Raw genomic sequence first — 22,905 nt, 5'->3', positions numbered from 1 at the left:
GCGATGATGCCCTCAGACAAAACGACGTCTGCACCACACCAGGTGATTACATAAAAATGATACGGAAAGTGACCTTTATGCCCGCGCTGAGCGGGCTTTTTTTTGCCCGCTAACCGGTAAGGCTGACCATCTTACGCAAAAGATTGGCGGCCTGTTTGTCAGGCAATGCGAGAATGCCGTTATAGAGATCGATCGACATCGCACACATCGCATCGCGATCGACGGCGGTATCAGCAGGCATATTGAGTTGTTGCAGCCTATCGCCCCACTTGCCATACAACTTCTCCACGACGCTTTGCAGATCGCGCTGCGCTGCAGCCTGATCCAGCGGCTGTTCCTGACCGGTGCTCTGCTGAAGCAAGGCTTCAAGTGCCTGAGCGTCTCGCTGATTCAATTCGGGCGACAGCACCTGTTGCAGGTTAACGCCGCCATTCACCTGGGGATAGAGGAAGCGGAAGCAGCGCTGTGGTTCCTGCTGTTGCAGCGCCTGCATCTCTTCAACCGACACGCGCACGTAGTTGAGAATTGCCGCATCGGGAGCACGCGTGAGGCGCTGATTCACCAGATCCATCAACCAACCACGCATATCGCCCAGAGCCTGATCGGCGGGTACGCCTTCCAGCCGCTTATGCAGCAGCTCGCGATTCAGCAGCTGCCACAGCGCGGGTTCCTGAATTTTTAGCAGGCGATAACCGGGCGCGAGGCTGAGCTGTGTCGCGACGTCAGAGACTAACGCCTGCCGCTCCTGTCGCGGATGCAGCCAACTGAACCACAGCAAATTCGCCAGAACGAGCGGCAGCAGAAACAGCAGCACCCCTTGCCAAACGTTTAGCGAGGTGGTGCGCACCAGCAAAATGATAATGATCGCCAGCAGCGCGAAAGCGGCAAGCGTAATAGGAAAAAGCGAGAGCATCGAACGGCGTTAATCCTTACGAACATCAATTAAAACCGGGCAATTGGCGCGCTCAATAACCGCCGCGCTAACCGACCCTTTCAACAGGCGGTTAAACGGCGACAGATGACGCCGTCCCATGATAATCATGCTGGCTTGCAAGAGAGACGATTGCGCAACAATGGTTTCCGCCGCTTCGCCTGCAAGAATTAACCCTTTGGCGGTGACGCCCGCTCGCAGCAAAGGGGCTAACGCATGACGCACCACCATTTCGGCGGTGTTTTGCTCATCTTTCGCCGCGACAAAATCATCAGGATCTTCACCCGCGTCAATCTCAATCGGCTGATTGCATGAGGAATAAGCAGGATCGACGCAGCACAGTACTGTGACCTGAGCCTGTTGTGCCAATGCCTGTTCAATGGTCAACGCAATCACTTTCTCCGCCACCGGTGAGTTATCGATGGCCATCAGCAAGGTTTTCATCAGTTGGTTATCCTTCCACAGCGGTCATTTTGCCAATTTCACGAATCAAGGCATCTTTGCACTTGATGATTTGCTCACGATAGTGCGCTTCGTGTTTATGAAAACGCGCGCTCGGAACCAGCAGCGAAATGGAGAATCGACCAAATAGCGTGTCGATAGCAACCGCCATGGTTGAAACGCCCTCCAGCGTTTCACCGCGGTCGATCGCCAGTCCGCTGCTGCGCACTTCCGCAATTAATGCCAACAATTGTGGCAGCGTTTTCACCGTCATCTCGGTCAACTCTTTATAAGCTTCACCCATCATCACGCGCACATCATCATCGCTTTCCAGCGCCAGCAACGCGCGTCCACCTGAAGTGCTATACAGCGGCAGATTTAAACCGATGCGCGGCACCACGCGTAGTTCACGCGATGCGACAACATAGTGCACGATGGATAACTGCGTTCCGTTAGCGCGCGAAAGCGAGACCGTTTCATTTATCTCTGATGAAAGTTGCTCGAGGAAGGGCCGTACAATATCCACCACGTCGCTGTGTACGCTGGAGATGAGTTTAAGCAACGCAGGCCCGAGGCGTAAACCGCCCGCTCCACTGCTGCGCACCAGCTGCGCATTATCCAGTGCGGCGACGATACGCTGCACCGTGGAGCGCGGCAAATCAACCACCTGTGCGATTTCACCCAAACTCATGCCGCCAGGATGCTCACCCAGCGCATTTAAAATTTTTGCCGCACGTGCGATGACCTGAATACCACCCGCTTTTTCATCCTCACGGCTTGAGGGACGTTCAACCATTTATCTCTTCCTTTTTGGCCTGCCCTACTCTAGCGCGAATGATCGCACTTTTACACCCTGTATCACATTGCAATACAGCATATCGATATGTAATATGCCGCCTGTATCACATTGCAATACACTGCATCAACATTATAACGAGAAGCCTGCTATGAACGCCCAGCCCACTGCGGCTCCGGTGCCCCATCCATTTACCCTGCGCCTGGCGCTGGGACTGGTTGGCGTGCTGATCGCCGCCCTCACTTCAGGATTGAACGATCGCGTCACCGATATCGCGTTAGCCGACATCCGCGCCGCTATCGGCATCAGCTACGACCAGGGAAGCTGGATCATTTCCGCCTACCAGGCCGCTGAAGTGGCGGCAATGATGATTGCGCCCTGGCTAGCCGTCACCTTTTCACTGCGACGCTTTGCGCTCTGCGTCTCTGCAGGCTTTATGCTCAGCGGCCTGCTGCTGCCATTAATGCCTAACGCGCCACTGTTTATTACGCTGCGCGTGGTGCAAGGTTTGTTTGGTGGTGCGCTGCCGCCGATGCTGATGACCGTCGCACTGCGCTTCCTGCCGCCGCCAATCAAACTTTATGGTTTAGCGGGCTATGCGCTGACCGCAACTTTTGGTCCGAATATGGCGGCCTCGCTGGCAGCGTTCTGGACCGATGAGGTCAGCTGGCTGTTTGTATTCTGGCAAGTCGTTCCCGCCATGCTCATCGCCATGCTGCTGATTGGCTGGGGCTTGCCGCAGGATCCGCTGCGCCTTGAGCGTTTCAAACAGATCGATCTTTTCGGCATGATTACCGGCTGCAGCGGCATGGCGCTGTTAATTTTGGCACTGACGCAGGGCGAGCGGCTCGACTGGCTCGAATCGCCGTTATTCTGCGCCCTATTATTCAGCGCGCTGGCGTTGCTGACTGTGTTCTTTATTAATGAATGGTTTCACCCGCTGCCGCTGTTCAAATTGCAAATGCTGGGCAGGCGCAACCTCGCGCATGGGCTGCTGGTGCTGGCAGGCGTGCTGATTCTTTCCCTGTCGGGTTCAGCGCTGCCTTCGGCCTATCTGGCGCAGGTGCAGGGTTTTCGCACGCTGCAATTTGCACCGCTGGCGTTAACCATTGGCTTACCGCAGTTGCTCATAGCGCCGTTCCTTGCCGCACTGCTCAATATTCGTTGGGTCGATTGCCGTTGGATGCTCACGGCGGGCGTCGCGCTACTGGTGACGTCCTGCTTGCTGGGCATGCACATTACCACCGACTGGGCACGCCAGAATTTCTGGCTGATTCAGATTCTGCAGGCTTTCGGTCAGCCAATGGTGATTTTACCGGTGTTGATGAGCGCCACCAGCGTGGTCGCACCGCCGGAAGGCCCTTTTGCTTCAGCGATGTTCAATACCGTGCGCGGCTTCTCCAGCATCGCGGCTGGTACGCTGGTTGAATGGTTTATCAGCCACCGCGAACAGTTTCACTCCAATGTGCTGATCAATAACGCCACCGGCCGCGCATGGCTGATGACCGCCCCTGACAGCATGCAGTCCAGCAGCAGTTTCCCCCTGCTGCCTGACGGCAGTGCCAGCAGCGCAGAAAACCTGAGCGGCTTTGCCACCTTACTGAAACACCAGGCGATGGTGCTGAGCCTGAGCGATTGCTATCAGATGCTGATTGCATTCGCGGCCCTGCTTTTACTGTTAACCGCCTGGCTGCCAAAACGCGTCTGGCCGCCACAAACGCTGATTCAACCTGTAACGACGACGTCGGGATAATTGCTATGCAAGCTTTTGCTATGAAAAGAACGGTGCTGTTAAGCGCCTTGTTACTGGTGCTGTTGGCGATAGCCTTTTTTGTCTGGTCCACCATGACCGGCAACGATCGCCGCACCACCGATGCTTACGTTAATGCCGATTACACGCTGGTTGCACCGAAAGTCTCCGGCTATATCGCCAGCGTCAATGTGCAGGATAACCAGCGGGTTAAGGCTGGGGAATTGCTGGCGACGCTCGACGATCGCGATTACCGCGTGGCGCTTGAAACCGCGCAGGCCAATTTGCAGGTTAGCGAGGCGAAACGCCTGAGCAGCCAGGCGCAGCTTGAACAGCAACAATCCACTATTGAGCAGGCGAAAGCGACCGTGGCGGCAAATCAGGCTTCCGCCCAGTACGCTGGACAAAGCGCCGCACGTTACAACCAGCTGTATAAAAATGGCACCATTGCGGCAGACGACCAGCAAAAAGCCAGTTCGACACAGCGTTCGGCATCCGCCACCGTCCGTCAAAGTGAAGCCGCGTTAGCGTCTGCGATTAAGCAGGTTGGCGTACTGCAGGCAGCCGTACGACAGGCGGAAGCGGATGTCACCGCCGCGCAGGCTAACGTCGATCAGGCAAAGCTAAACCTTTCCTACACGCGCATTACGGCGCCAGTCGATGGCATGGTGGGTCAGCGTTCGGTGCGTCTGGGCGCCTATGTCAGCGCCGGTACGCGCTTGCTGGCCGTTGTTCCGTTACAGCAAACCTATATCACCGCCAATTATCTGGAAACGCAGTTGGCAGATGTGCAGCAAGGACAAACGGTGAAGGTTAAGATTGATGCGTTGCCGGGTAAGATTTTTACCGGTCGCGTTGATAGCATTGCACCGGCAACCGGCGCGACCTTTTCGGCGATTGCACCGGACAACGCCACCGGCAATTACACTAAAGTCGTCCAGCGTCTTCCGGTGAAAATCGTGCTGGATGCCAACCAGGCTGACCTGGCCAAACTGCGTGTTGGCATGTCGGCAATACCGGAAATTGAAGCGCGATGAAAATGTGAGCAACTTCTCAGAAGCGCGCTATTTATTTTCCGCAAAATTCCGCGTAAATTAACGCTCGATCCTGTTCTGGGCTTGCCTGGAGCGACCTGAGAAGAAAGCGTGTAGCGGTTATGAACTCCACCTTTCTCTTATTCTGTTCGGGTTACGCGGGTTTGGGATCGCCCGCTGGGTAGCCGCTCAGAGGAGTTGTTTTGTGAGATACGCTTTGATGGGAATTTCTTTCTTCCTGTTGCTTTGGGTCGGTACCTTCGTACTGATGCTGTAGAGCCGCCAGGCGGGGCGACGCGCAGTCGCCCCACTCAGCGCTTATTCCTCTTCTTCCAGTGCTTTCACCGTTCCTGGCAAAATGCCGTCGGCGCGGAACATCGCTTTAATGCCACGCACCGCCTGACGAATACGATCGCTGTTTTCAATAAGCGCGAAACGCACGTGAGTATCACCATAATCCCCAAAACCGATGCCCGGAGAGACGCACACTTTGGCTTCCTGCAGCAATAATTTAGCAAACTCCAGCGAGCCAAGATGCGCGTAGTGATCGGGGATTTTTGCCCAGACGTACATCGATGCCTTGGGCAAATCGACCATCCAGCCCGCTTCATGTAAGCCCTTCACTAACACATCGCGACGGCGTTTATACTGCTCGGCGATGTCGCGCACGCACTGCTGGTCGCCTTCCAGCGCTGCAATCGCGGCCACCTGCAGTGGCGTAAACGTGCCGTAATCGTGATAGCTCTTAATACGTGCCAGCGCCGCAACCAGCTCTTTATTACCGACCATAAAGCCAATACGCCAGCCCGCCATGTTGTAGCTTTTCGACAGGGTAAAGAATTCCACAGCCACATCGCGCGCGCCTGGCACCTGCATAATCGACGGTGCTTTCCAACCATCATAGGTAATGTCGGCATAGGCGAGATCGTGGATGACCAGCACGTTGTACTGCTTCGCCAGCGCAATAACGCGCTCGAAGAAATCCAGCTCAACGCATTGTGAAGTAGGATTCGAAGGGAAGCCGAGGATCATCATTTTCGGCTTCGGATAGCTTTCACGGATCGCGCGCTCCAGCTCGTTGAAGAAATCAACGCCTGCCACCAGCGGTACAGAACGCACCTGCGCTCCGGCAATCACCGCGCCATAAATATGAATGGGATAGCTCGGGTTCGGCACCAGCACGGTGTCGCCGTGATCGAGTGTGGCCAGCATTAAGTGTGCCAGGCCCTCTTTGGAACCGATGGTGACAATCGCTTCTGATTCCGGATCGATTTCAACCTGATAGCGATCGGCGTACCAGCGCGAAATTGCGCGACGTAAACGCGGAATACCTTTCGAGGTTGAATAACCGTGCGTGTCTTCTCGCTGCGCCACTTGGCAAAGTTTTTCGACGATATGCGGCGGCGTTGGGCCATCCGGATTACCCATCGAAAAATCGATGATGTCTTCACCGCGCCGACGCGCTGCCATCTTCAATTCAGCGGTAATGTTAAAAACATACGGGGGAAGGCGTTCAATACGCGAGAAACGACGGGGTGTGCTGTTATCAGCCATGATGTCCTCTGGATTACGTAAGCGCCCGGACCGTCCGAGCGACGTGGGTCATTGTGTTGACCGCACCAAGAACATAACGCGCTGATAACAAGATTGTCGAGAGCAGAATAAAATAATTTTAATTATTTGGATTGAGGCGGCCAAACACCCAATCGCTTACCCATTGGCCGTTTAGCAGATAATTATCCCGTAACGTTCCCTCCAGGGCGAAACCATTCTTCTCGAGAATGCGTCGCGACGGCCAATTCCCCTCAATGACCATCGCTTTCAGCTTATGAAATTCTGCCTGGAGCAGAAAGGTACAAAGGGCATCCAGCGCCTCGCTGCCAAAACCGAGACCGGTAAACCGATCGCGCAGCATATAGCCCACTTCGGCCTGCCGATAGGGATGCCACTCCGCGCTACAGCCAAACAGGCCAATGGGTTCGTCCGTTTCTCTGATTCGTGCTACCAGACACAGCATGTGGAAACTACTCGCCTGCCACGGCGCAAGTCGCTCGTTAAAGCGCTGACGAATATCGTTTTCATCAGGAATTTCACTCACCCAGGTCATGGTTGCGACATCCTCATGCACCGCTTTGAAAATCTGCCAGTCTTCCGGTTGCAGCCGACTAAGGGATAAACGTGGGGTGAGTAATTGCATGGCTGAGCTCCGCTTTTTTGCATACGGCAACATAGCAAACCGACCTGCTGACAACCAGTGATCGGCGCACGGTTTCGCTAATCCTCTTTTTACTACTCAACTTTTCCTCTTTTTACCGGGATTGCCTGGTCGACATGAATGGCGACCTTATGGAACGGAGCAGGTAGGGGCGCCATTTAGGGCGACCGAAGCGGCATAAATTGATCCTGGCTACGAGAAAGGTCTGTAGATTGTCGTGGTGCTGGCGGATCGCGATCACATTTTTTATCATACCTTTTTCTTTCCTGCCTGAGAGATGCCCTTGCTTTCCCACTTCGACATGCTGCTGGCGGTGTTTGACCGTGCGGCGCTGATGCTGATTTGCCTGTTCTTCCTCACGCGCACACGTGTGTTTCGTCAACTGCTGCAAAAAGATGAGCATTCAGTGCGTGAAAAGGTGGTAGTAACGGCCATTTTCTCGCTGTTCGCGCTGTTCAGCACCTGGTCCGGCATTAATGTCGACGGCTCGCTGCTTAATGTGCGCGTGATTGCGGTGATGTCCGGCGGCATCCTGTTTGGTCCCTGGGTGGGCATCGCCACCGGCTTAATTGCCGGCGTACATCGCTATCTGATTGATATGGATGGCATTACAGCCATACCTTGTTTGATCACCAGCATTATTGCTGGAGTGGCTTCAGGCGTGATCAATCAGCGCGTTAGTAAAGAGCAACGCTGGCGTGCCGGGATTATCGGCGGCATGCTGTGTGAAAGTTTGACCATGCTGCTAATTGTACTGTGGGCCAAGCCCATGGCGCTGGGTCTTACCATTGTTTATGAAATTGCTATGCCGATGATCCTCGGCGCATCAAGTATTGGTTTGATTGTGCTGCTGGTACAAAGCGTCGAAGGTGAAAGAGAGGCGATTGCTGCACGTCAGGCTAAGCTGGCATTGGAAATCGCCAACAAAACACTGCCGCTGTTCCGTCAGGTTGATAGCCAGTCGATGCATAAAGTATGCGATATCATTCGTACCGACATTCATGCCGATGCGGTCGCCATCACCGATAACAAACAGATTTTAGCCTACGTTGGCTACGGCGAGCAGAACTATCACAACGGTGACGATGCGATTAGCCCCACCACCGCGCAGGCGATCTCCAGCGGCAAAATCATCATTAAGAATAACGATGAGGCGCACCGTACCAAAGATATTCACTCGATGCTGGTTATTCCCCTTTGGGAAAAAGGGGAAGTGACCGGGACCTTAAAAATCTATTATCGTCGTGCACATCGCATCACCGGTTCGTTAAAAGAGATGGCGATTGGGCTTTCGCAAATTATCTCAACGCAGCTGGAAGTGTCACGCGCTGAGCAGCTACGCGAGATGGCAAACAAGGCTGAATTACGCGCGTTGCAAAGTAAAATTAACCCGCATTTCCTGTTTAACGCCCTCAACGCTATCTCATCCTCGATTCGCCTCAATCCAGATACGGCGCGCCAGCTGGTGATTAATTTGTCACGTTATTTACGCTACAACCTCGAACTCAACGATGATGAACTTATCGATATCAAGAAAGAGCTGTGGCAGGTAAAGGATTATATCGCCATTGAACAGGCGCGCTTCGGCGATAAGTTGACGATGATTTATGACGTGGATGAGGATCTCCATTTCACGCTGCCAAGCCTGCTAATTCAGCCACTGGTGGAGAATGCCATCGTGCACGGTATTCAGCCTTGTCGCGGCAAGGGCGTAGTAACGCTGAGCGTGAAAGATTTGGGCGACCAGGTCCGCGTGGCGGTGCGCGATACGGGCGCAGGGATCAGTGACGATGTGATGAACCGCGTGGCACGTAATGAAATGCCCGGCAACAAAATTGGCCTGTTAAATGTCCATCATCGGGTGAAATTACTCTCCGGACAGGGTTTGAGCATTAGCCGCCATAATCCCGGGACAGAAATCGCCTTTACCCTGAGCAAAAATGGTCAGCTGCTCCCTGCTCCGTTACGTCATACCATGGAAACCTCTACGTGAAAGCCATCATCGTTGAAGACGAGTTTCTCGCCCAGCAGGAGTTGAGCTGGATGATTCAGCAGCACAGTAACATCAGCGTTGAAGCCTGCTTTGATGATGGGCTCGAAGTGCTGAAGTACCTGCAAAATCATCGGGTAGATGTCATTTTCCTCGACATCAATATTCCGTCGCTCGATGGCATGCTGCTGGCGCAAAACATCAATCAGTTTGCCCATAAGCCACTGATTGTTTTTATCACTGCATGGAAAGAACATGCGGTAGAAGCGTTTGAGCTGGACGCCTTTGACTACATTCTTAAGCCGTATCACGAATCACGTATCGTGACGATGCTGAGTAAGCTTGAAGCCAGCGTACAGCAGCAATCTCAGCCTAATAACCCCTCGGCCAGCACCCCGCAAACCGTCAATCTGATCAAAGATGAGCGCATTATCGTCACCGATATCAACGAGATCTACTATGTTGAGGCTCACGAGAAGCTAACGTTTGTTTATACGCGGCGCGAGGCTTATGTGATGTCGATGGTAATCAGTGAATTCTGTAGCCGTTTGCCGGAGCAGCAGTTCTTCCGCTGCCACCGCTCATATTGCGTTAATCTCAGCAAAATACGTGAGATCGAACCCTGGTTTAACAATACTTATTTGGTGAAGTTACGTGATTTGGATGCGCAGGTGCCGGTGAGTCGCAGCAAGGTGAAAGCCTTTCGGCAGTTGATGAGGTTATAAGGCGAACGGCAGACGCCGCTCGCCCCAGGGAATTACAGCTCGCGACCCAGCACCTGACGCAGATGCGCCCCGGCACCCAGCAAGCCCGGCTGATCGTGAGTGATCATATATACCGGAATATCGACCAGATAATCGCGGAAACGGCCTTTATCTTCAAACGCTGCACGGAAGCCGGAAGCTTTGAAGAAATCGAGGAAGCGCGGCACGATACCGCCGGCAATATAGACGCCGCCAAAGGTGCCAAGGTTCAACGCCAGGTTACCGCCAAAGCGGCCCATGATGACGCAGAACAGCGACAGCGCGCGACGGCAATCGATGCACGTATCTTTCAACGCACGCTCGGTCACATCTTTTGGTTTAAGATTTTCGGGTTCGCGCTCATCAGACTTGACGATGGCACGGTACAGATTGACCAATCCCGCACCGGAAAGCACGCGTTCAGCCGAAACATGGCCAATTTCCGCGCGTAACACCTCCAGAATGTCACTCTCTTCTTCACTGTTTGGCGCGAAGTCGACGTGACCGCCCTCGCCCGGCAAACTAATCCAACGTTTATCTACATGCACCAGATGACTCACGCCAAGGCCGGTGCCTGCACCATAGATGGCGATAGGTTTACCTTCAACCGGCGTCTTGCCACCAAACTGAATCACTTCCTTTTCGCTCAGCATTGGAATCGCCATTGATACCGCAGTGAAATCATTGATGATTTCCAGGCTTTCCAGCGCCAGATTCTGCTTCATTACTTTGGTCGAAAACGCCCAATCGTGATTGGTCATTTCCACCCAATCGCCGGTGATCGGACAGGCAATGGCGATGCAGGCATGTTTGATGTCCTGCTTTTGCTCGTCGAGATAATGACGGATCACCGCTTCGAGATTGTCGTAGTCTGATGTTGAAAAGGTTTCGGCTTGCGAAATTGTGCCAGTTTCCACCTCACACAATGCGAGGCGGGCATTGGTGCCGCCCACATCGCCGACCAGGGCGTATGTTGTCATTCTTCTGCTGCTCCGCTTGGGTCATAAACAATTGCAGGACACTATAAAAGCCTGCCAATAAAACAACAACGCCCACCTGCACGATGGGCGTAATCCATTCAACGATGCTGCACAGCCTACCGATCCCCTGCCTCACTGCACAGCGGCAACTTTCCTAATTTTAGCGGCTATTGCGCTGGTGCAACGCGGCGGTCACCTTACGCAGCAGCGGCGGTAAGTCCTGTTTATCCATCACCACTTCTACCAGCGACAGGCGGCGATTAAGCATTAATTGCGCCATCACCGCCTCAAGTTGTGCCGTTTCGCTGACGCGCCAGCTCTGCGCCGCGCACTGTACACTCATTGCGTGGGGCAATGCGGTCCAGTTCCACTGGGCGATGTCGTTGTAACGCTGTTCGGCGCCGTGAATTGCTCGCTCAACCGTATAGCCATCATTATTCAGGAGGAAGATGATCGGTTGTTGACCATCGCGCTGCATCGAGCCCAATTCCTGAATCGTCAACTGCGCTGAGCCATCCCCGATTATCAGAATCACACGACGATCGGGCTGTGCGGTTTGCGCACCAAAGGTGGCAGGTAAAGTATAGCCAATCGAACCCCATAACGGCTGCACCAACAATTGCGCATCTACCGGTAAGCGCAGTGCCGCGGCACCAAATGCGGCAGTACCTTGATCGGCAAGGATAATATCACCCGGCAGCAGAAAGCGCTGCATCGCCTGCCAGAAAGCGTTCTGACTGATTAGCGCCGCATCGATTTGCTCATTTTCTTCACACTGCATACCCTCTGCGAGTCGCCAGTGCGCGCAGTGTCGCTGATAAATCGGCACTAATGCAGCCAGCGCCTGTGCCATCGTTAGCGGCGCAAACACCTCGCCAGCGACCTTGGCCTGAAACGGCTGCAGATCGATGACGCGTTCGGCAGGCAGATTTTGTGTGAAGCCGGCGGTTAAGGTGTCGGTAAAACGCACGCCGACGCACAGCGTTACGTCGGTGTCCTCAATCGCCTGACGTACGTGGTCGCTGCTGCCTTCTGCTGCGTAAGTGCCAACGTAGCCTGGCTGCTGCTCATTCAGCACGCCTTTGCCCATTAATAAGGTGGCCGCCGGAATCGCGCGCAGTTGCCGCAGCGTTTCGAGCTGTGGCTGCAGCTGCCAGCGCGAGGCGAGGAAATCCGCCAGCAGCGCGACCCGCTGCGCCGGTGCCAGCAAGCGTTCTGCCGCATCGGCAAACGCGGCGGCCACCTGCTGCTGCTGCTGGTCAGAAACGACGTTTATTGCGCTGGGCATCACAACATCGCTTGCTGCCACATCCACCGCCAGTAACAAGTAGCCCGGACGATGCTGCTCTAGCGCCTCGGCGATCACCCGATCAATCTCGGCCACCGCATTTTCCGCCGTTAACACCGCAGAGGCGACGCTCACTTCCTGCGCCATGCGGAGAAAATGGCCAAAATCGCCGTCACCGAGTGAATGATGCACGCAATCCCCTTGCTGCTGCGCCTGACTCGCTGGCGCGCCAACGATATGAATCACCGGCACATATTCGGCGTAGCTGCCAGCAATACCGTTGATAGCACTTAATTCGCCGACGCCAAAGGTCGTCAGCAGCGCCGCTGCGCCCTTGCAGCGACCGTAGCCATCTGCCGCATAGGCCGCATTGAGTTCATTCGCACAACCTACCCAGGTAATTTCCGGGTGCGCAATCACGCTATCGAGAAATTGCAGGTTGTAATCACCCGGCACGCCGAACAAATGACGAATGCCGGATTGCTGTAAACGGTGCAGTAAATAATCGCCAACATTGAAGGTTTTCATCGACAGCTCCTTGTTAAGGGGATGATCAGGAGTATTAGCGATGTGGCTGAATTGGCGAGGTTTTCACCATCGCGATGCGGGGATTTGTGGCAAGCATTCGTTACGACGACAGATAATTCTGTAAGTTGCGATCTTCGGCGCGTTTCACCTTAGTGTAAACGCATACACTGCTATGCTGATGTCACTTTCTCCCCTATTGAGACAGGAACGCTGCATGACTGCTTTTCCCCATCCTGAACGTTATCAACAGATGCAATATCGTCGCAGTGGCCGTAGCGGGCTGAAGTTACCGGCTATTTCGCTGGGGCTATGGCACAACTTTGGCGACAGTACCCGCATCGATAATAGCCGTGAACTGTTGCGACACGCCTTTGATCGCGGCATTACTCATTTCGATCTGGCCAACAATTACGGCCCGCCTCCGGGATCGGCAGAATCTAACTTTGGTCGCATTCTGCGCGAGGATTTTCAAGGGCTACGCGATGAGTTGGTGATCTCGACGAAAGCGGGTTACACCATGTGGGATGGCCCTTATGGCGATTGGGGTTCACGCAAATATTTGATTTCCAGTCTCGATCAGAGCCTTAAACGTATGGGGCTGGAGTATGTGGATATTTTCTATCATCACCGTCCCGATCCAGAAACCCCGCTGGAAGAAACCATGCGTGCGCTCGATCAGGTGGTGCGTCAGGGCAAAGCGCTGTACGCCGCCATATCGAACTATCCAGCGGACAAAGCCGCTGAAGCAATTGCGATTCTGCGCGATCTCGGTACGCCATGCCTGATTCATCAGCCGCGTTATTCCCTGTTTGAGCGCACGCCGGAACAGGGTTTGCTGGATGTGCTAGGCGATAACGGCGTTGGCTGCATTGCCTTCTCACCGCTGGCGGGTGGCGTATTAACTGACCGCTATTTGCAGGGTATTCCAGAAGATTCGCGTATCGCGAGCGGCAGTAAGTTCCTGAGTGAAAGCCAATTGACACAAGAGAAGATGGAAAAAGTGCGTCAGTTGCAGGCCATTGCTCAGCAGCGTGGCCAAAAGCTGGCGCAAACGGCATTAAGCTGGGTATTGCGCGATGCGCGGGTGACCTCGGTGCTAATCGGTGCCAGCAAAACCGCGCAAATTGATGATGCCGTGGAGATGTTAAGTCAGCCAGCGCTGAGCTCGGATGAAATTAAAGCCATCGATAATATCTTAGTGTAAACGCTTACTCGCCCGGCTTTTGCCGGGTGTTCTCTGTAGCAGAAAATTCTCCAAAGAGGTACCGCCACGTTTTTTCGGATTGATTCTCAAGGTATGGCTGGTCCGATGTGGCAAAATAGCGCAACGGTAGCAGTAATAAGCCGCCGAAAAGGAGAGTTTATGAAACGTGCCATTTTATTTGCCGCCTTGCTGGCATCTCTATCCCCGCTGGCGTCGCACACAGCAGAAGCCAATAGTGCCACCATCAATTTAGCTCCGGGTGTTACGCTACATCTCGGCGATCGCGACCGACACGGCAATTACTGGGACGGCGGTCGCTGGCGCGAACCGCGCTGGTGGAACGACCGTTATCAGTACAACGATCATCGCTGGTGGCGTCATGAAGAGTGGAAACGTCACCGCGCTTATGAACGTGAGCGCGAACGTCGCTGGCATGAACGCGAACGTCGTGAACACTGGCGTCACGATCATCGCCATGACGATCGTCGTGGCCATCACGATCATCACCATCATTAAAAGAAAAATCCCGCTTAATTGCGGGATTTTTCTTTTATCTGCGTCTTACCAGCCGAGCGCCTCACCCACTAACAAGTAAAGATTTAGTGCGATCACCAACACCACAATCAGCCGCCCGGCATTCTGCATCAGGCGCGAGTTAACCATTGCGTCGCCCATTAACTCCCGATTTCCGGTGAATGACAGCAGCGGAATCAGCGCCAGCGCGATACCAAAACTCAGCAATACCTGGCTCATCACCAGAATACGCGTAGGATCCCATCCCGCCCAAATCACAATAAATGAGGGCAGCATGGTGATAGTACGACGGAACCACAATGGAATGTGGAAGCGGATAAAGCCCTGCATCACCACTTGTCCCGCCAGCGTACCGACCACGGTAGATGAAAGACCGGCAGCAACCAGACTCAGGCCGAAGACAATAGCCGCAGCCTGACCAAGCAGCGGCTGCAGCGTGAGATACGCCTGGTCAAGATCGACAATGCTCGAATGGCCGCTGAAGTGAAACGCTGCTGCGGCCGTCGCCATCATTGCCAGATTAACAAAGCCGGCAATGGTCATCGCGATCGCCACATCCAGCTTAGTGGAGGAGTAGCGTTCCGCTTTACTGCCTTTATTACCGTGCTGCGTCAGCGCCGAGTGCAGATAAATCACGTGCGGCATAATAGTGGCGCCCAATACCCCAGCAGCAAGGAAAACCGCATCTGAAGTCGGTAACGTGGGTAATGCCATCCCAACAACTAATTCGCTGACCTTGGGCTGGGAGAAAAACAGCTCAACAATATAGGCGGCCGCCACAAACAGTAATAGACCGCCAATCACCAGTTCCAGCGGCTTTTGGCCACGACTCTGCAGCATCAAAATCAGATAAGTAGCAATCCCGGTTAATACCGCGCCTTGCAGAAGCGATATCCCCAATAACAGTTTGAAACCGAGCGCTGCACCGATGAATTCCGCGAGATCGGTTGCCATTGCGATGATCTCCGCCTGCACCCAATAGAACCACACCGCCGGGCGCGGGAAGCGATCGCGAATGTGTTCAGCCAGATTTTTGCCGGTGGCAATCCCCAGCTTAGCAGACATGAGCTGAATCAACATCGCCATGACATTAGCCCACACCACCACCCATAACAGCTTATAGCCGTAAGCGGCGCCGGCCTGAATATTGGTTGCGAAGTTACCGGGATCGATATAACCAATGGCCGCGATAAACGCGGGACCCAGCAGGGCGAGCTTGATCTTTCTGGCTCCGCGAGCGGCGCGCTCTACGGTGCGGCTTTCTAACATAGTTTGACCCTGTCTTAATGCATGTGACCCGAGCAGCTTAAGCGGTCAGCAAGGCAAGTGAAATTTGATTATAGTTATTGTATTAATAGATAGTGCTATGAAGTATAGCCATTGCTATACCTTTAGGTAAAGCGTGTTCTCGTCAAAAAAGTGGCAACGGAATTGACTCTACTCCTGGGTCATTTTATAGACAATGTTTTTGTGGATATTTCTTGTGAATGATTTGTAACCGGGTTGTGAGCGGTGAGACTTATCTGAGAAATAACGCGATAGCGATTACTTATAATGTGGTTTTGATCTCGTTTTTAAGTAACGCGTTACATAGAATACGCAGCAAAATACAACCCTCCTCAAATTTGGAGCCGACATGTCCCATGTTTTGCATTTTATTTTAGCACTAGTGGTGGTAGCCGTGCTGGCCTTGCTGGTCAGTCACGATCGTAAAAGCATTCGCGTTCGCTACATCGTTCAACTTTTAGTGATCGAAGTGCTGCTGGCCTGGTTCTTCCTTAACTCATCCGTTGGCCTCGGCTTTGTACAAGGCTTCGCGGGTGTGTTTGATCATCTGCTTAAATATGCGGCCGAAGGCACCAACTTTGTATTCGGCAACATGAATGAGAAAGGCCTCGCCTTCTTCTTCCTGAATGTTCTCTGCCCAATTGTCTTCATCTCAGCGTTGATCGGTATTTTGCAACATTTCCGTATATTGCCATGGGTCATTCGCGGCATTGGTACCGTGCTGTCAAAGGTCAACGGTATGGGCAAACTGGAATCCTTTAACGCCGTAAGCTCTCTGATTTTGGGACAGTCAGAAAACTTCATCGCCTATAAGGATATCCTCGGCAAAATGTCACAGCGCCGCATGTACACCATGGCAGCGACCGCGATGTCGACCGTTTCCATGTCGATTGTCGGCGCGTACATGACCATGCTGCAGCCGAAATATGTGGTAGCTGCGCTGGTTCTGAACATGTTCAGCACCTTTATTGTCTTGTCGCTTATCAACCCATACCGCGTGGACAGCGAAGAAGATCTGCAGCTGCAGGATCTGCATAAGGGTCAGAGCTTCTTCGAAATGCTGGGCGAATATATCCTCGCCGGTTTCAAAGTTGCGATTATTGTGGCCGCAATGCTGATTGGTTTCATCGCGCTGATTTCCGGCCTGAACGCACTGTTCGATTTGATCTTCGGCATCAGCTTCCAGGGCGTGTTGGGCTATGTGTTCTATCCATTTGCCTGGGTGATGGGTGTGCCTTCGCACGAAGCGCTGCAGGTTGGCAGCATCATGGCAACGAAACTGGTTTCCAACGAATTCGTGGCGATGATGGACCTGCAGAAAATCGCCGGTCAACTCTCGCCGCATGCGGAAGGTATCTTGTCAGTGTTCCTCGTTTCCTTTGCTAACTTCTCCTCAATCGGGATTGTGGCGGGTGCGATTAAAGGTTTGCACGAAGAGCAAGGTAATGTGGTTTCACGCTTCGGCCTGAAACTGCTGTACGGCTCAACGCTGGTGAGCGTGCTGTCTGCAGCCATTGCCGGTCTGGTGTTGGCCTTCTGATCGTCAGGGCGGGCTTCGGCTCGCCCTTCTCATCTTAATTGTTCAATCGGTTCTATCCCGCATCGTCCCTGCTTTCCCCTGCAATCACCCGCCTCATCGCTGAAGGCAAAATCTTTGCACGATATTGAATTTCCGCTGTTACTGCCTGCGCATTTGAGAAACGGCAAAACCGCACAATAGATTGCGCTGCTCTAGATTGATGGTTTTTTGAATGTGTTCAGAACGAACAGAGATTTGGTGGAGATAAGCGGGATCGAACCGCTGACCTCTTGCATGCCATGCAAGCGCTCTCCCAGCTGAGCTATACCCCCACATCTGGAAATCATTTTTCGGTCAAACCCTTGGGAAGGTTTGTTTGGTGGAGATAAGCGGGATCGAACCGCTGACCTCTTGCATGCCATGCAAGCGCTCTCCCAGCTGAGCTATACCCCCGAACCGAAAAACTGTCGAGTAAACTCGACGGACGGCATAATATGAAACCGCCTCTTGAGTGTCAACGTCAAATTCTCGTTCTGTGTTCGATCGCTGAAAAAGGCGTCAACCCCACGCTATCATAGCCTTTTTTCAGGGTGCGCCGCCTTTCTGAGCCCGCTCCCACTCGGCTATTTGGCAACGACCTGGCATTACATCGTTAAACTTTAGTTAAAGATGTTAGGAACAGTCTTGTTTTCGTTAATGGTGCGTGTGAAACTTAGCGCGCTAATTAACCGGTCATCCTTCCAGGGTCTTTCTCTTTATGACCGGCCAGCAATATCCCTTTGTTCAATAAAAGAAAAGTGAATTATGTCGCTGCATACCCCAAAAGAGATCGCCCAACTGGCGATTCAAGCTGGCGTAGCTAAAAGCCGCCTGCCTATCTCCACCTTGTTAATTCTTGGCTTTATGGCCGGAGCATTTATCGCCACCGGTTTTCTGCTCGACCTGCATGTTATTAATCAACTCCCGGCAGAATGGGGCTCATTCGGCGTATTGCTGGGTGCCGCCGTATTCCCGGTCGGTTTGATTATGACAGTGTTGGCCGGAGGCGAACTGCTCACCGGAAATATGATGACCCTGCCGATTGCCTGGTTCGCGCGCCGAATCAGTGGCTTTAGCGTGCTACGTAACTGGTTTTGGGTAACCATTGCTAATTTCATCGGCAGCGTAGCGGTCGCCTGGTTTTTTGGTCACATGCTGGGGATGACTGAGGGTGATTACCTGAAGAAAACCGTGGCAATTGCCCACGCCAAAGTGAATGCCGATTTCCTGCATGCCTTCATCTCCGGCATTGGCTGCAACTGGCTGGTGTGTCTGGCCGTTTGGCTCGCCTTCGCCAGCAAAGACGTGGTAGGTAAGATCTTTGGCATGTGGTTCCCGGTGATGGCTTTCGTGGCGATTGGCTTCCAGCACGTTGTCGCTAACATGTTTATTGTGCCGGCCGCAATTTTCGCAGGCCAACTGAGCTGGGCTGAATTTGCGCCAAACGTTATTGCCGTATTTCTTGGTAACGGTGTTGGCGGCGCAGTATTTGTTGGTCTCACCTATTTCATCGCTTTCCGTCCAGAAAGCGCCGCGGTTAGCGAAGCGCAATAATAGAAATATGCCTTTTGTTGTAGAGCAGAAGGCATTTTCTGCCTAGGTTACTTCTCCCCGTTACGTTTTGTTGTAATATGTATAGCTAATGTATTTAACAGGGACAGCATCGTGAAAAAGGAATGGCTTACCCCCGAGGAGCTCGCGCTGGAAACGGGCTACAGTCGGCAAACGGTGAATAAATGGATCAAGCGTGAAAACTGGACAACCACGCCGAAACCCGGTGTTCAGGGTGGTAAAGCGCGATTGATTCATATTGATGAACGCGTAAAAAGCTTTGTTCAATCTACCCGCCACGCGAACGAACCGGCGGCTAATTACGGTGCACAACAAAATACGTTACCTGCGTTATTAATAAATTCTGTCCAGCAAATGACAGCGGCGGAGCAGGAACAATTTGCGGCGTTGTTATTACGGGAAGGGATTCGCGGCGTACTGGAAAGGCTGGGAATTCAGGAAGAATAAAAAAGCCGGAAGCACATGCTTCCGGCTTTTTCATATCAGGTTATGCGTTTGCTTCACGCTCAGCGATGAACGCCAGCGCTTTCTCAATTCGCGCTACGCTACGGCTACGACCAATCGCCTCTACCGTGACATCCAACGCGGGAGACTGACCCGCACCGGTAACGGCTACGCGCAGCGGCATACCGACTTTGCCCATGCCCAGCTCAAGCTCATCTGCCGCCGCCTGAATCGCATTGTGCACATTCTCGGCATTCCAGCTGCTGTCGCTAATGGCCGCCAATTTATCGCGCACCACTTCCAGCGGCTGACGCGCAACGGGACGCAGATGCTTCTTCGCGGCATCCGCATCAAAGGCTTCAAACTCTTCATAAAAGTAACGGCAAGAGGCAGCGATCTCAACCAGCGTTTTGCAGCGTTCGCCGAGCAGCGTCACCAGCTTCGCCAGTTCCGGCCCCGTGCGGGTATCAATCTTCTGCTGCTCAATGTGCCACTGCAGCTGTGTAGCAACATATTCCGGCGGCAGCGTATTAATGTAGTGATGGTTCAGCCACTGCAGCTTTTCCGTGTTGAAAGCACTGGCGGATTTGCTCACTGCATCAAGGGTGAACAGCTCAGCCATTTCCGCCACGCTAAATATTTCCTGATCGCCGTGTGACCAGCCGAGGCGCACCAGATAGTTGAGCAGTGCTTCTGGCAGGTAGCCGTCATCGCGATACTGCATCACGCCAACTGCACCATGACGCTTAGACAATTTCTTGCTGTCATCACCGAGGATCATTGATACGTGCGCGTAGGTTGGCACTTCTGCACCAATCGCTTTCAGGATGTTGATCTGGCGTGGCGTGTTGTTGATATGGTCTTCGCCACGGATCACGTGGGTGATGCCCATATCCCAGTCATCCACGACAACACAGAAGTTGTAGGTTGGTGAACCGTCGGTGCGACGAATGATCAGGTCATCCAGTTCCTGGTTGCTGAATTCGATCGGACCACGAATCTGGTCATCAAAGATAACCGAGCCTTCCTGAGGATTGCGGAAGCGCACTACGCACGGCTCATCTGCGTCGTGATGTTCATGGCTATCGCGGCAACGTCCGTCGTAGCGCGGCTTTTCACCTTTTTCCATCTGCTCTTCACGCAGCGTGTCTAAACGCTCTTTGCTGCAATAGCATTTATAGGCAGTGCCTGCTTCCAGCATGTCGTCGATCACCGCGTTGTAGCGATCAAAACGTTTGGTCTGATAATACGGACCTTCATCCCAGTTAAGGCTCAGCCAGTTCATACCGTCCATAATGGCTTCGATGGCTTCCGGTGTGGATCGCTCCAGATCGGTATCTTCGATACGCAAAACAAATTCGCCGTTGTTATGGCGAGCATAGAGCCAGGAGTAAAGAGCAGTACGTGCACCGCCCACATGCAGATAGCCGGTAGGGCTGGGTGCGAAGCGAGTTTTGATTTTCATTCAGCATTGCCTTAAATGCGCAGGTTTCATTGTCTGGATGACAAAAAAACGGGTTAACGCGAAAAACAGTGCGCATATTCTAGCAGGTGAGGATGATTCCTCAATGATTGTCGCGGCGGCATCCCGGTTTGCTGAACGCTTTTCTGCTAATAAAACCAGCACATTGACTAAAAGCCCTTCACGATGATTATTTTTAAAGCGAACGCACATTTAAGTTTTAAAAAGCGTTGACTCACTTTAAAGGATCCCTATAATGCGACTCCACACAGCGGGGGTGATTAGCTCAGTTGGTAGAGCATCTCCCTTACAAGGAGGGGGTCGGCGGTTCGAGCCCGTCATCACCCACCACTCTTAAATGAAGATTTTTGAGTTGGCCCGCAGTGAACAAGAGATAAGATATGGGTGATTAGCTCAGTTGGTAGAGCATCTCCCTTACAAGGAGGGGGTCGGCGGTTCGAGCCCGTCATCACCCACCATATCTCAGTTGAAAAACGCTCTTGTTAAGCAGTACCGAAGTGGGTGATTAGCTCAGTTGGTAGAGCATCTCCCTTACAAGGAGGGGGTCGGCGGTTCGAGCCCGTCATCACCCACCACTTCGGGTCGTTAGCTCAGTTGGTAGAGCAGTTGACTTTTAATCAATTGGTCGCAGGTTCGAATCCTGCACGACCCACCAATTCAGAGAAAAGCGCCTATTGGCGCTTTTTTCGTTTCTGCGCTCAGAAGGTTAGCTTCCTCTTAAGCCTTCAATCCCTACAAAACCTTTTCGCAAGCTTAACACTCCCTACCCTCAAGTCGCCTCCGCCTTTGACCGATAACGATAATGGTCTATTGCAAGGAGAAAACGATGTCTTCTATATCAAGCGTTAGTAGTATCAGTACGGCGAGCAGCGGCGGCGGTTCGACTTCGGAAATTGCCAGTCTAAACAAACAGATTCAAAGTATTACCAAACAGCTGAAAGATCTTTCCAGCGACGATACGCTCACCGATGAGCAAAAATCTGAACAGGAACAGATGCTGCAATCACAGATTCAAATGATTGAAGCGCAAATCGCGCAAATTGAGCAGCAGCAAGCAGAAAAGGCACAGCAGCAGCAGGAAGCACAACAGCCTGCTGCGACGAAAGCGGATGGCATTAATCGCCCAACCGATACCAATCAGATTAACGTTTACGTTTAAAACGCTGGTTTAACTATGCGTTGTTGCGTCAGCAGAGCGGCCTGCTGACGCACCTCTTGCCAGATCGCTTCCGCTGCAGGCGTCAGAGAGCGGTTTTTTCGCTTAATCAGCATCAGGCTGCGATTTATTTCCGGGTAGAGTCTTCGCACCCTGAGTTTGCATCCGGAAGGTAACGGCAGCGCCAGCGCTGGCAGAATACTGATGCCAATGCCCGCTTCTACCATCGGATAGAGAGTGGCGGGATGGCCTATCTCTTGCACCACATTCACACTTAACGCAAGCTGTTGTAGCGCCGCATCAACCAGCACGCGGCTACCGGAAGCATAATCCTGCAGCACCATGCTGCGTCCCGCCAACATCGACCACTCTGCTTGCTCAATCTGCGCCAGCTCATCGTTCTCATGACAGAGCAGTAAAAAAGGTTCCTGAAGAATCTCTTCGCTATCGAAATCGGTATCATTAAGCGGGCCGATGACGATACCAAAATCGACCTCCGCATTGCGCACGCTTTGCAGCACCCATTGCTGCACTCGATCGTGCAGTATGACGCGAATATCGGGATAGCGCTGCTGGCTGCTGGCCAAACATTGTGGCATCAGGTGCGCCGAAGGCGTCTGGCTGGCGGCAACGCGCACCGTACCACTGCGCTGTTCGCCGTAACTCCGCACATCCAGCACCGTGGTATTTAACTCTTCCAGCAAGCGTTTTAGTCGAGAAGCCAGCTGCTGCCCCGCTTCGGTCAAGATCACTTCACGCGTAGTACGATCCAGCAATCGCACGCCCATCTCAGCTTCCAGCTCTTTGATACTGTGGCTAACGGCCGACTGACTGAGGCCAATGGCTTGCCCCGCTAGGCTGAAGCTACCGTGATGCGCCACCGCAACGAAGGTGCGCAACTGACGCAGGGTATAATTCATCGATTCCACTCATAGATTGATGCAATAAATCAATTTTATTTCTAAACGCGG

At 53.0% G+C, this 22,905-nt stretch carries 21 protein-coding genes and 6 tRNA genes; 15 read left to right on the top strand and 12 right to left on the bottom strand.

What is annotated here, in order from left to right:
• Nucleotides 1–109: 109 nt before the first annotated feature.
• The 3 genes from AAGR08_RS04955 to AAGR08_RS04945 are packed head-to-tail and all read right to left on the bottom strand — an operon-like array spanning nucleotide 110 to nucleotide 2,168.
• Complete coding sequence (locus AAGR08_RS04955; protein WP_345828847.1) at nucleotides 110–913, bottom strand: hypothetical protein; 804 nt, start codon at nucleotides 911–913, stop codon at nucleotides 110–112.
• Nucleotides 914–922: 9 nt separating this feature from the next.
• Nucleotides 923–1,375 carry a universal stress protein gene (locus AAGR08_RS04950; protein WP_097096534.1) on the bottom strand — a complete coding sequence of 151 codons (453 nt, stop codon included), beginning with the start codon at nucleotides 1,373–1,375 and terminating at the stop codon, nucleotides 923–925.
• A gap of 7 nt (nucleotides 1,376–1,382) precedes the next feature.
• Nucleotides 1,383–2,168, bottom strand: a complete 786-nt coding sequence (locus AAGR08_RS04945; protein WP_345828845.1) for an IclR family transcriptional regulator — start codon at nucleotides 2,166–2,168, stop codon at nucleotides 1,383–1,385.
• Between the two features lie 151 nt (nucleotides 2,169–2,319).
• On the opposite strand from AAGR08_RS04945, the gene AAGR08_RS04940 reads away from it, so the two are divergent.
• The 3 genes from AAGR08_RS04940 (at nucleotide 2,320) to ypdK (ending at nucleotide 5,229) form a co-directional block, all read left to right on the top strand.
• The gene (locus AAGR08_RS04940; protein WP_345828843.1) at nucleotides 2,320–3,921 is read left to right on the top strand and encodes an MFS transporter; all 1,602 of its coding nucleotides are present in this window, start codon (nucleotides 2,320–2,322) and stop codon (nucleotides 3,919–3,921) included.
• A gap of 5 nt (nucleotides 3,922–3,926) precedes the next feature.
• On the top strand, nucleotides 3,927–4,955 hold the full coding sequence (locus AAGR08_RS04935; protein WP_345828841.1) for an HlyD family secretion protein: 1,029 nt from the start codon (nucleotides 3,927–3,929) through the stop codon (nucleotides 4,953–4,955).
• A 202-nt stretch (nucleotides 4,956–5,157) separates the two neighbouring features.
• Nucleotides 5,158–5,229 carry a membrane protein YpdK gene (ypdK, locus tag AAGR08_RS04930; protein ID WP_099686956.1) on the top strand — a complete coding sequence of 24 codons (72 nt, stop codon included), beginning with the start codon at nucleotides 5,158–5,160 and terminating at the stop codon, nucleotides 5,227–5,229.
• A 41-nt stretch (nucleotides 5,230–5,270) separates the two neighbouring features.
• Here ypdK and alaC read toward each other — a convergent pair whose 3' ends face one another.
• Both alaC and AAGR08_RS04920 read right to left on the bottom strand, forming a co-directional pair.
• Nucleotides 5,271–6,506 carry an alanine transaminase gene (alaC, locus tag AAGR08_RS04925; protein WP_097096530.1) on the bottom strand — a complete coding sequence of 412 codons (1,236 nt, stop codon included), beginning with the start codon at nucleotides 6,504–6,506 and terminating at the stop codon, nucleotides 5,271–5,273.
• A 118-nt stretch (nucleotides 6,507–6,624) separates the two neighbouring features.
• Nucleotides 6,625–7,149, bottom strand: a complete 525-nt coding sequence (locus tag AAGR08_RS04920) for a GNAT family protein (protein WP_345828840.1) — start codon at nucleotides 7,147–7,149, stop codon at nucleotides 6,625–6,627.
• A gap of 319 nt (nucleotides 7,150–7,468) precedes the next feature.
• Here AAGR08_RS04920 and AAGR08_RS04915 point away from each other — a divergent pair, with 319 nt between their 5' ends.
• Nucleotides 7,469–9,160, top strand: coding sequence for a sensor histidine kinase (locus tag AAGR08_RS04915; protein WP_097096528.1), 1,692 nt, complete (start codon nucleotides 7,469–7,471; stop codon nucleotides 9,158–9,160).
• On the top strand, nucleotides 9,157–9,882 hold the full coding sequence (locus AAGR08_RS04910) for a LytTR family DNA-binding domain-containing protein (protein ID WP_345828839.1): 726 nt from the start codon (nucleotides 9,157–9,159) through the stop codon (nucleotides 9,880–9,882). Before AAGR08_RS04915 ends, AAGR08_RS04910 begins: the two co-directional genes overlap by 4 nt.
• Nucleotides 9,883–9,914: 32 nt before the next feature.
• Here AAGR08_RS04910 and glk read toward each other — a convergent pair whose 3' ends face one another.
• Together glk and AAGR08_RS04900 are read right to left on the bottom strand one after the other, a co-directional pair.
• A complete protein-coding gene (gene glk, locus AAGR08_RS04905; RefSeq protein ID WP_097096526.1) occupies nucleotides 9,915–10,880 on the bottom strand; it encodes a glucokinase in 966 nt (321 codons plus the stop codon).
• A 160-nt stretch (nucleotides 10,881–11,040) separates the two neighbouring features.
• Nucleotides 11,041–12,696 (bottom strand): thiamine pyrophosphate-binding protein, encoded by a 1,656-nt coding sequence (locus tag AAGR08_RS04900; RefSeq protein ID WP_345828837.1) that lies wholly within the window; start codon nucleotides 12,694–12,696, stop codon nucleotides 11,041–11,043.
• A 214-nt stretch (nucleotides 12,697–12,910) separates the two neighbouring features.
• Here AAGR08_RS04900 and mgrA point away from each other — a divergent pair, with 214 nt between their 5' ends.
• Both mgrA and AAGR08_RS04890 read left to right on the top strand, forming a co-directional pair.
• Entirely contained in the window at nucleotides 12,911–13,900 is a 990-nt protein-coding gene (gene mgrA, locus AAGR08_RS04895; protein ID WP_345828836.1) for an L-glyceraldehyde 3-phosphate reductase, read from the top strand.
• Nucleotides 13,901–14,059: 159 nt separating this feature from the next.
• Nucleotides 14,060–14,416 (top strand): DUF2502 domain-containing protein, encoded by a 357-nt coding sequence (locus tag AAGR08_RS04890; RefSeq protein WP_345828835.1) that lies wholly within the window; start codon nucleotides 14,060–14,062, stop codon nucleotides 14,414–14,416.
• Between the two features lie 45 nt (nucleotides 14,417–14,461).
• Here AAGR08_RS04890 and AAGR08_RS04885 read toward each other — a convergent pair whose 3' ends face one another.
• Nucleotides 14,462–15,703, bottom strand: coding sequence for an Nramp family divalent metal transporter (locus AAGR08_RS04885; RefSeq protein WP_097096522.1), 1,242 nt, complete (start codon nucleotides 15,701–15,703; stop codon nucleotides 14,462–14,464).
• Nucleotides 15,704–16,070: 367 nt separating this feature from the next.
• On the opposite strand from AAGR08_RS04885, the gene AAGR08_RS04880 reads away from it, so the two are divergent.
• Nucleotides 16,071–17,261, top strand: coding sequence for a NupC/NupG family nucleoside CNT transporter (locus AAGR08_RS04880; RefSeq protein WP_097096521.1), 1,191 nt, complete (start codon nucleotides 16,071–16,073; stop codon nucleotides 17,259–17,261).
• Nucleotides 17,262–17,496: 235 nt separating this feature from the next.
• On the opposite strand, the gene AAGR08_RS04875 is transcribed toward AAGR08_RS04880, so the two are convergent.
• Both AAGR08_RS04875 and AAGR08_RS04870 read right to left on the bottom strand, forming a co-directional pair.
• Nucleotides 17,497–17,572, bottom strand: a tRNA-Ala gene (locus AAGR08_RS04875).
• 45 nt (nucleotides 17,573–17,617) lie between these two features.
• Nucleotides 17,618–17,693, bottom strand: a tRNA-Ala gene (locus AAGR08_RS04870).
• A 351-nt stretch (nucleotides 17,694–18,044) separates the two neighbouring features.
• On the opposite strand from AAGR08_RS04870, the gene AAGR08_RS04865 reads away from it, so the two are divergent.
• Complete coding sequence (locus tag AAGR08_RS04865) at nucleotides 18,045–18,833, top strand: formate/nitrite transporter family protein (protein WP_097096520.1); 789 nt, start codon at nucleotides 18,045–18,047, stop codon at nucleotides 18,831–18,833.
• 111 nt (nucleotides 18,834–18,944) lie between these two features.
• Complete coding sequence (locus AAGR08_RS04860) at nucleotides 18,945–19,298, top strand: YfeC-like transcriptional regulator (protein ID WP_008102134.1); 354 nt, start codon at nucleotides 18,945–18,947, stop codon at nucleotides 19,296–19,298.
• A gap of 40 nt (nucleotides 19,299–19,338) precedes the next feature.
• Here AAGR08_RS04860 and gltX read toward each other — a convergent pair whose 3' ends face one another.
• The gene (gene gltX / locus AAGR08_RS04855) at nucleotides 19,339–20,760 is read right to left on the bottom strand and encodes a glutamate--tRNA ligase (protein ID WP_345828830.1); all 1,422 of its coding nucleotides are present in this window, start codon (nucleotides 20,758–20,760) and stop codon (nucleotides 19,339–19,341) included.
• Nucleotides 20,761–21,032: 272 nt separating this feature from the next.
• Here gltX and AAGR08_RS04850 point away from each other — a divergent pair.
• From AAGR08_RS04850 to AAGR08_RS04830, 5 genes are all read left to right on the top strand, one after another.
• A tRNA-Val gene (locus AAGR08_RS04850) sits at nucleotides 21,033–21,108 on the top strand.
• Nucleotides 21,109–21,160: 52 nt separating this feature from the next.
• A tRNA-Val gene (locus AAGR08_RS04845) sits at nucleotides 21,161–21,236 on the top strand.
• 41 nt (nucleotides 21,237–21,277) lie between these two features.
• Nucleotides 21,278–21,353: transfer RNA gene (locus AAGR08_RS04840), tRNA-Val, on the top strand.
• A gap of 4 nt (nucleotides 21,354–21,357) precedes the next feature.
• Nucleotides 21,358–21,433, top strand: a tRNA-Lys gene (locus tag AAGR08_RS04835).
• A 171-nt stretch (nucleotides 21,434–21,604) separates the two neighbouring features.
• On the top strand, nucleotides 21,605–21,937 hold the full coding sequence (locus tag AAGR08_RS04830) for a FlxA-like family protein (RefSeq protein WP_097096518.1): 333 nt from the start codon (nucleotides 21,605–21,607) through the stop codon (nucleotides 21,935–21,937).
• Here the strand turns inward: AAGR08_RS04830 and AAGR08_RS04825 are convergent.
• Nucleotides 21,934–22,854, bottom strand: a complete 921-nt coding sequence (locus AAGR08_RS04825; protein ID WP_345828828.1) for a LysR substrate-binding domain-containing protein — start codon at nucleotides 22,852–22,854, stop codon at nucleotides 21,934–21,936. The two genes, AAGR08_RS04830 and AAGR08_RS04825, sit on opposite strands and share 4 nt — an antisense overlap.
• Between the last annotated feature and the right edge of the window lie 51 nt (nucleotides 22,855–22,905).

Origin of the sequence: Pantoea sp. BRR-3P (genome assembly GCF_039621635.1) — a bacterium.
Classification (GTDB): domain Bacteria; phylum Pseudomonadota; class Gammaproteobacteria; order Enterobacterales; family Enterobacteriaceae; genus Pantoea; species Pantoea floridensis.
The sequence above is the reverse complement of the archived record's forward strand: the minus strand, read 5'-3'. Positions and strand labels throughout refer to the sequence as shown.

Excerpts from the sequence above, each read along its gene's own strand:
- AAGR08_RS04890 (WP_345828835.1), top strand. The coding sequence starts at position 14,060 with ATGAAACGTGCCATTTTATTTGCCGCCTTGCTGGCATCTCTATCCCCG.
- AAGR08_RS04900 (WP_345828837.1), bottom strand. The coding sequence starts at position 12,696 with ATGAAAACCTTCAATGTTGGCGATTATTTACTGCACCGTTTACAGCAA.
- AAGR08_RS04915 (WP_097096528.1), top strand. The coding sequence starts at position 7,469 with ATGCTGCTGGCGGTGTTTGACCGTGCGGCGCTGATGCTGATTTGCCTG.
- AAGR08_RS04825 (WP_345828828.1), bottom strand. The coding sequence starts at position 22,854 with ATGAATTATACCCTGCGTCAGTTGCGCACCTTCGTTGCGGTGGCGCAT.
- mgrA (WP_345828836.1), top strand. The coding sequence starts at position 12,911 with ATGACTGCTTTTCCCCATCCTGAACGTTATCAACAGATGCAATATCGT.
- AAGR08_RS04885 (WP_097096522.1), bottom strand. The coding sequence starts at position 15,703 with ATGTTAGAAAGCCGCACCGTAGAGCGCGCCGCTCGCGGAGCCAGAAAG.
- AAGR08_RS04865 (WP_097096520.1), top strand. The coding sequence starts at position 18,045 with ATGTCGCTGCATACCCCAAAAGAGATCGCCCAACTGGCGATTCAAGCT.
- alaC (WP_097096530.1), bottom strand. The coding sequence starts at position 6,506 with ATGGCTGATAACAGCACACCCCGTCGTTTCTCGCGTATTGAACGCCTT.
- AAGR08_RS04950 (WP_097096534.1), bottom strand. The coding sequence starts at position 1,375 with ATGAAAACCTTGCTGATGGCCATCGATAACTCACCGGTGGCGGAGAAA.
- AAGR08_RS04920 (WP_345828840.1), bottom strand. The coding sequence starts at position 7,149 with ATGCAATTACTCACCCCACGTTTATCCCTTAGTCGGCTGCAACCGGAA.
- AAGR08_RS04935 (WP_345828841.1), top strand. The coding sequence starts at position 3,927 with ATGCAAGCTTTTGCTATGAAAAGAACGGTGCTGTTAAGCGCCTTGTTA.
- AAGR08_RS04830 (WP_097096518.1), top strand. The coding sequence starts at position 21,605 with ATGTCTTCTATATCAAGCGTTAGTAGTATCAGTACGGCGAGCAGCGGC.
- gltX (WP_345828830.1), bottom strand. The coding sequence starts at position 20,760 with ATGAAAATCAAAACTCGCTTCGCACCCAGCCCTACCGGCTATCTGCAT.
- AAGR08_RS04955 (WP_345828847.1), bottom strand. The coding sequence starts at position 913 with ATGCTCTCGCTTTTTCCTATTACGCTTGCCGCTTTCGCGCTGCTGGCG.
- AAGR08_RS04940 (WP_345828843.1), top strand. The coding sequence starts at position 2,320 with ATGAACGCCCAGCCCACTGCGGCTCCGGTGCCCCATCCATTTACCCTG.
- AAGR08_RS04880 (WP_097096521.1), top strand. The coding sequence starts at position 16,071 with ATGTCCCATGTTTTGCATTTTATTTTAGCACTAGTGGTGGTAGCCGTG.
- AAGR08_RS04945 (WP_345828845.1), bottom strand. The coding sequence starts at position 2,168 with ATGGTTGAACGTCCCTCAAGCCGTGAGGATGAAAAAGCGGGTGGTATT.
- glk (WP_097096526.1), bottom strand. The coding sequence starts at position 10,880 with ATGACAACATACGCCCTGGTCGGCGATGTGGGCGGCACCAATGCCCGC.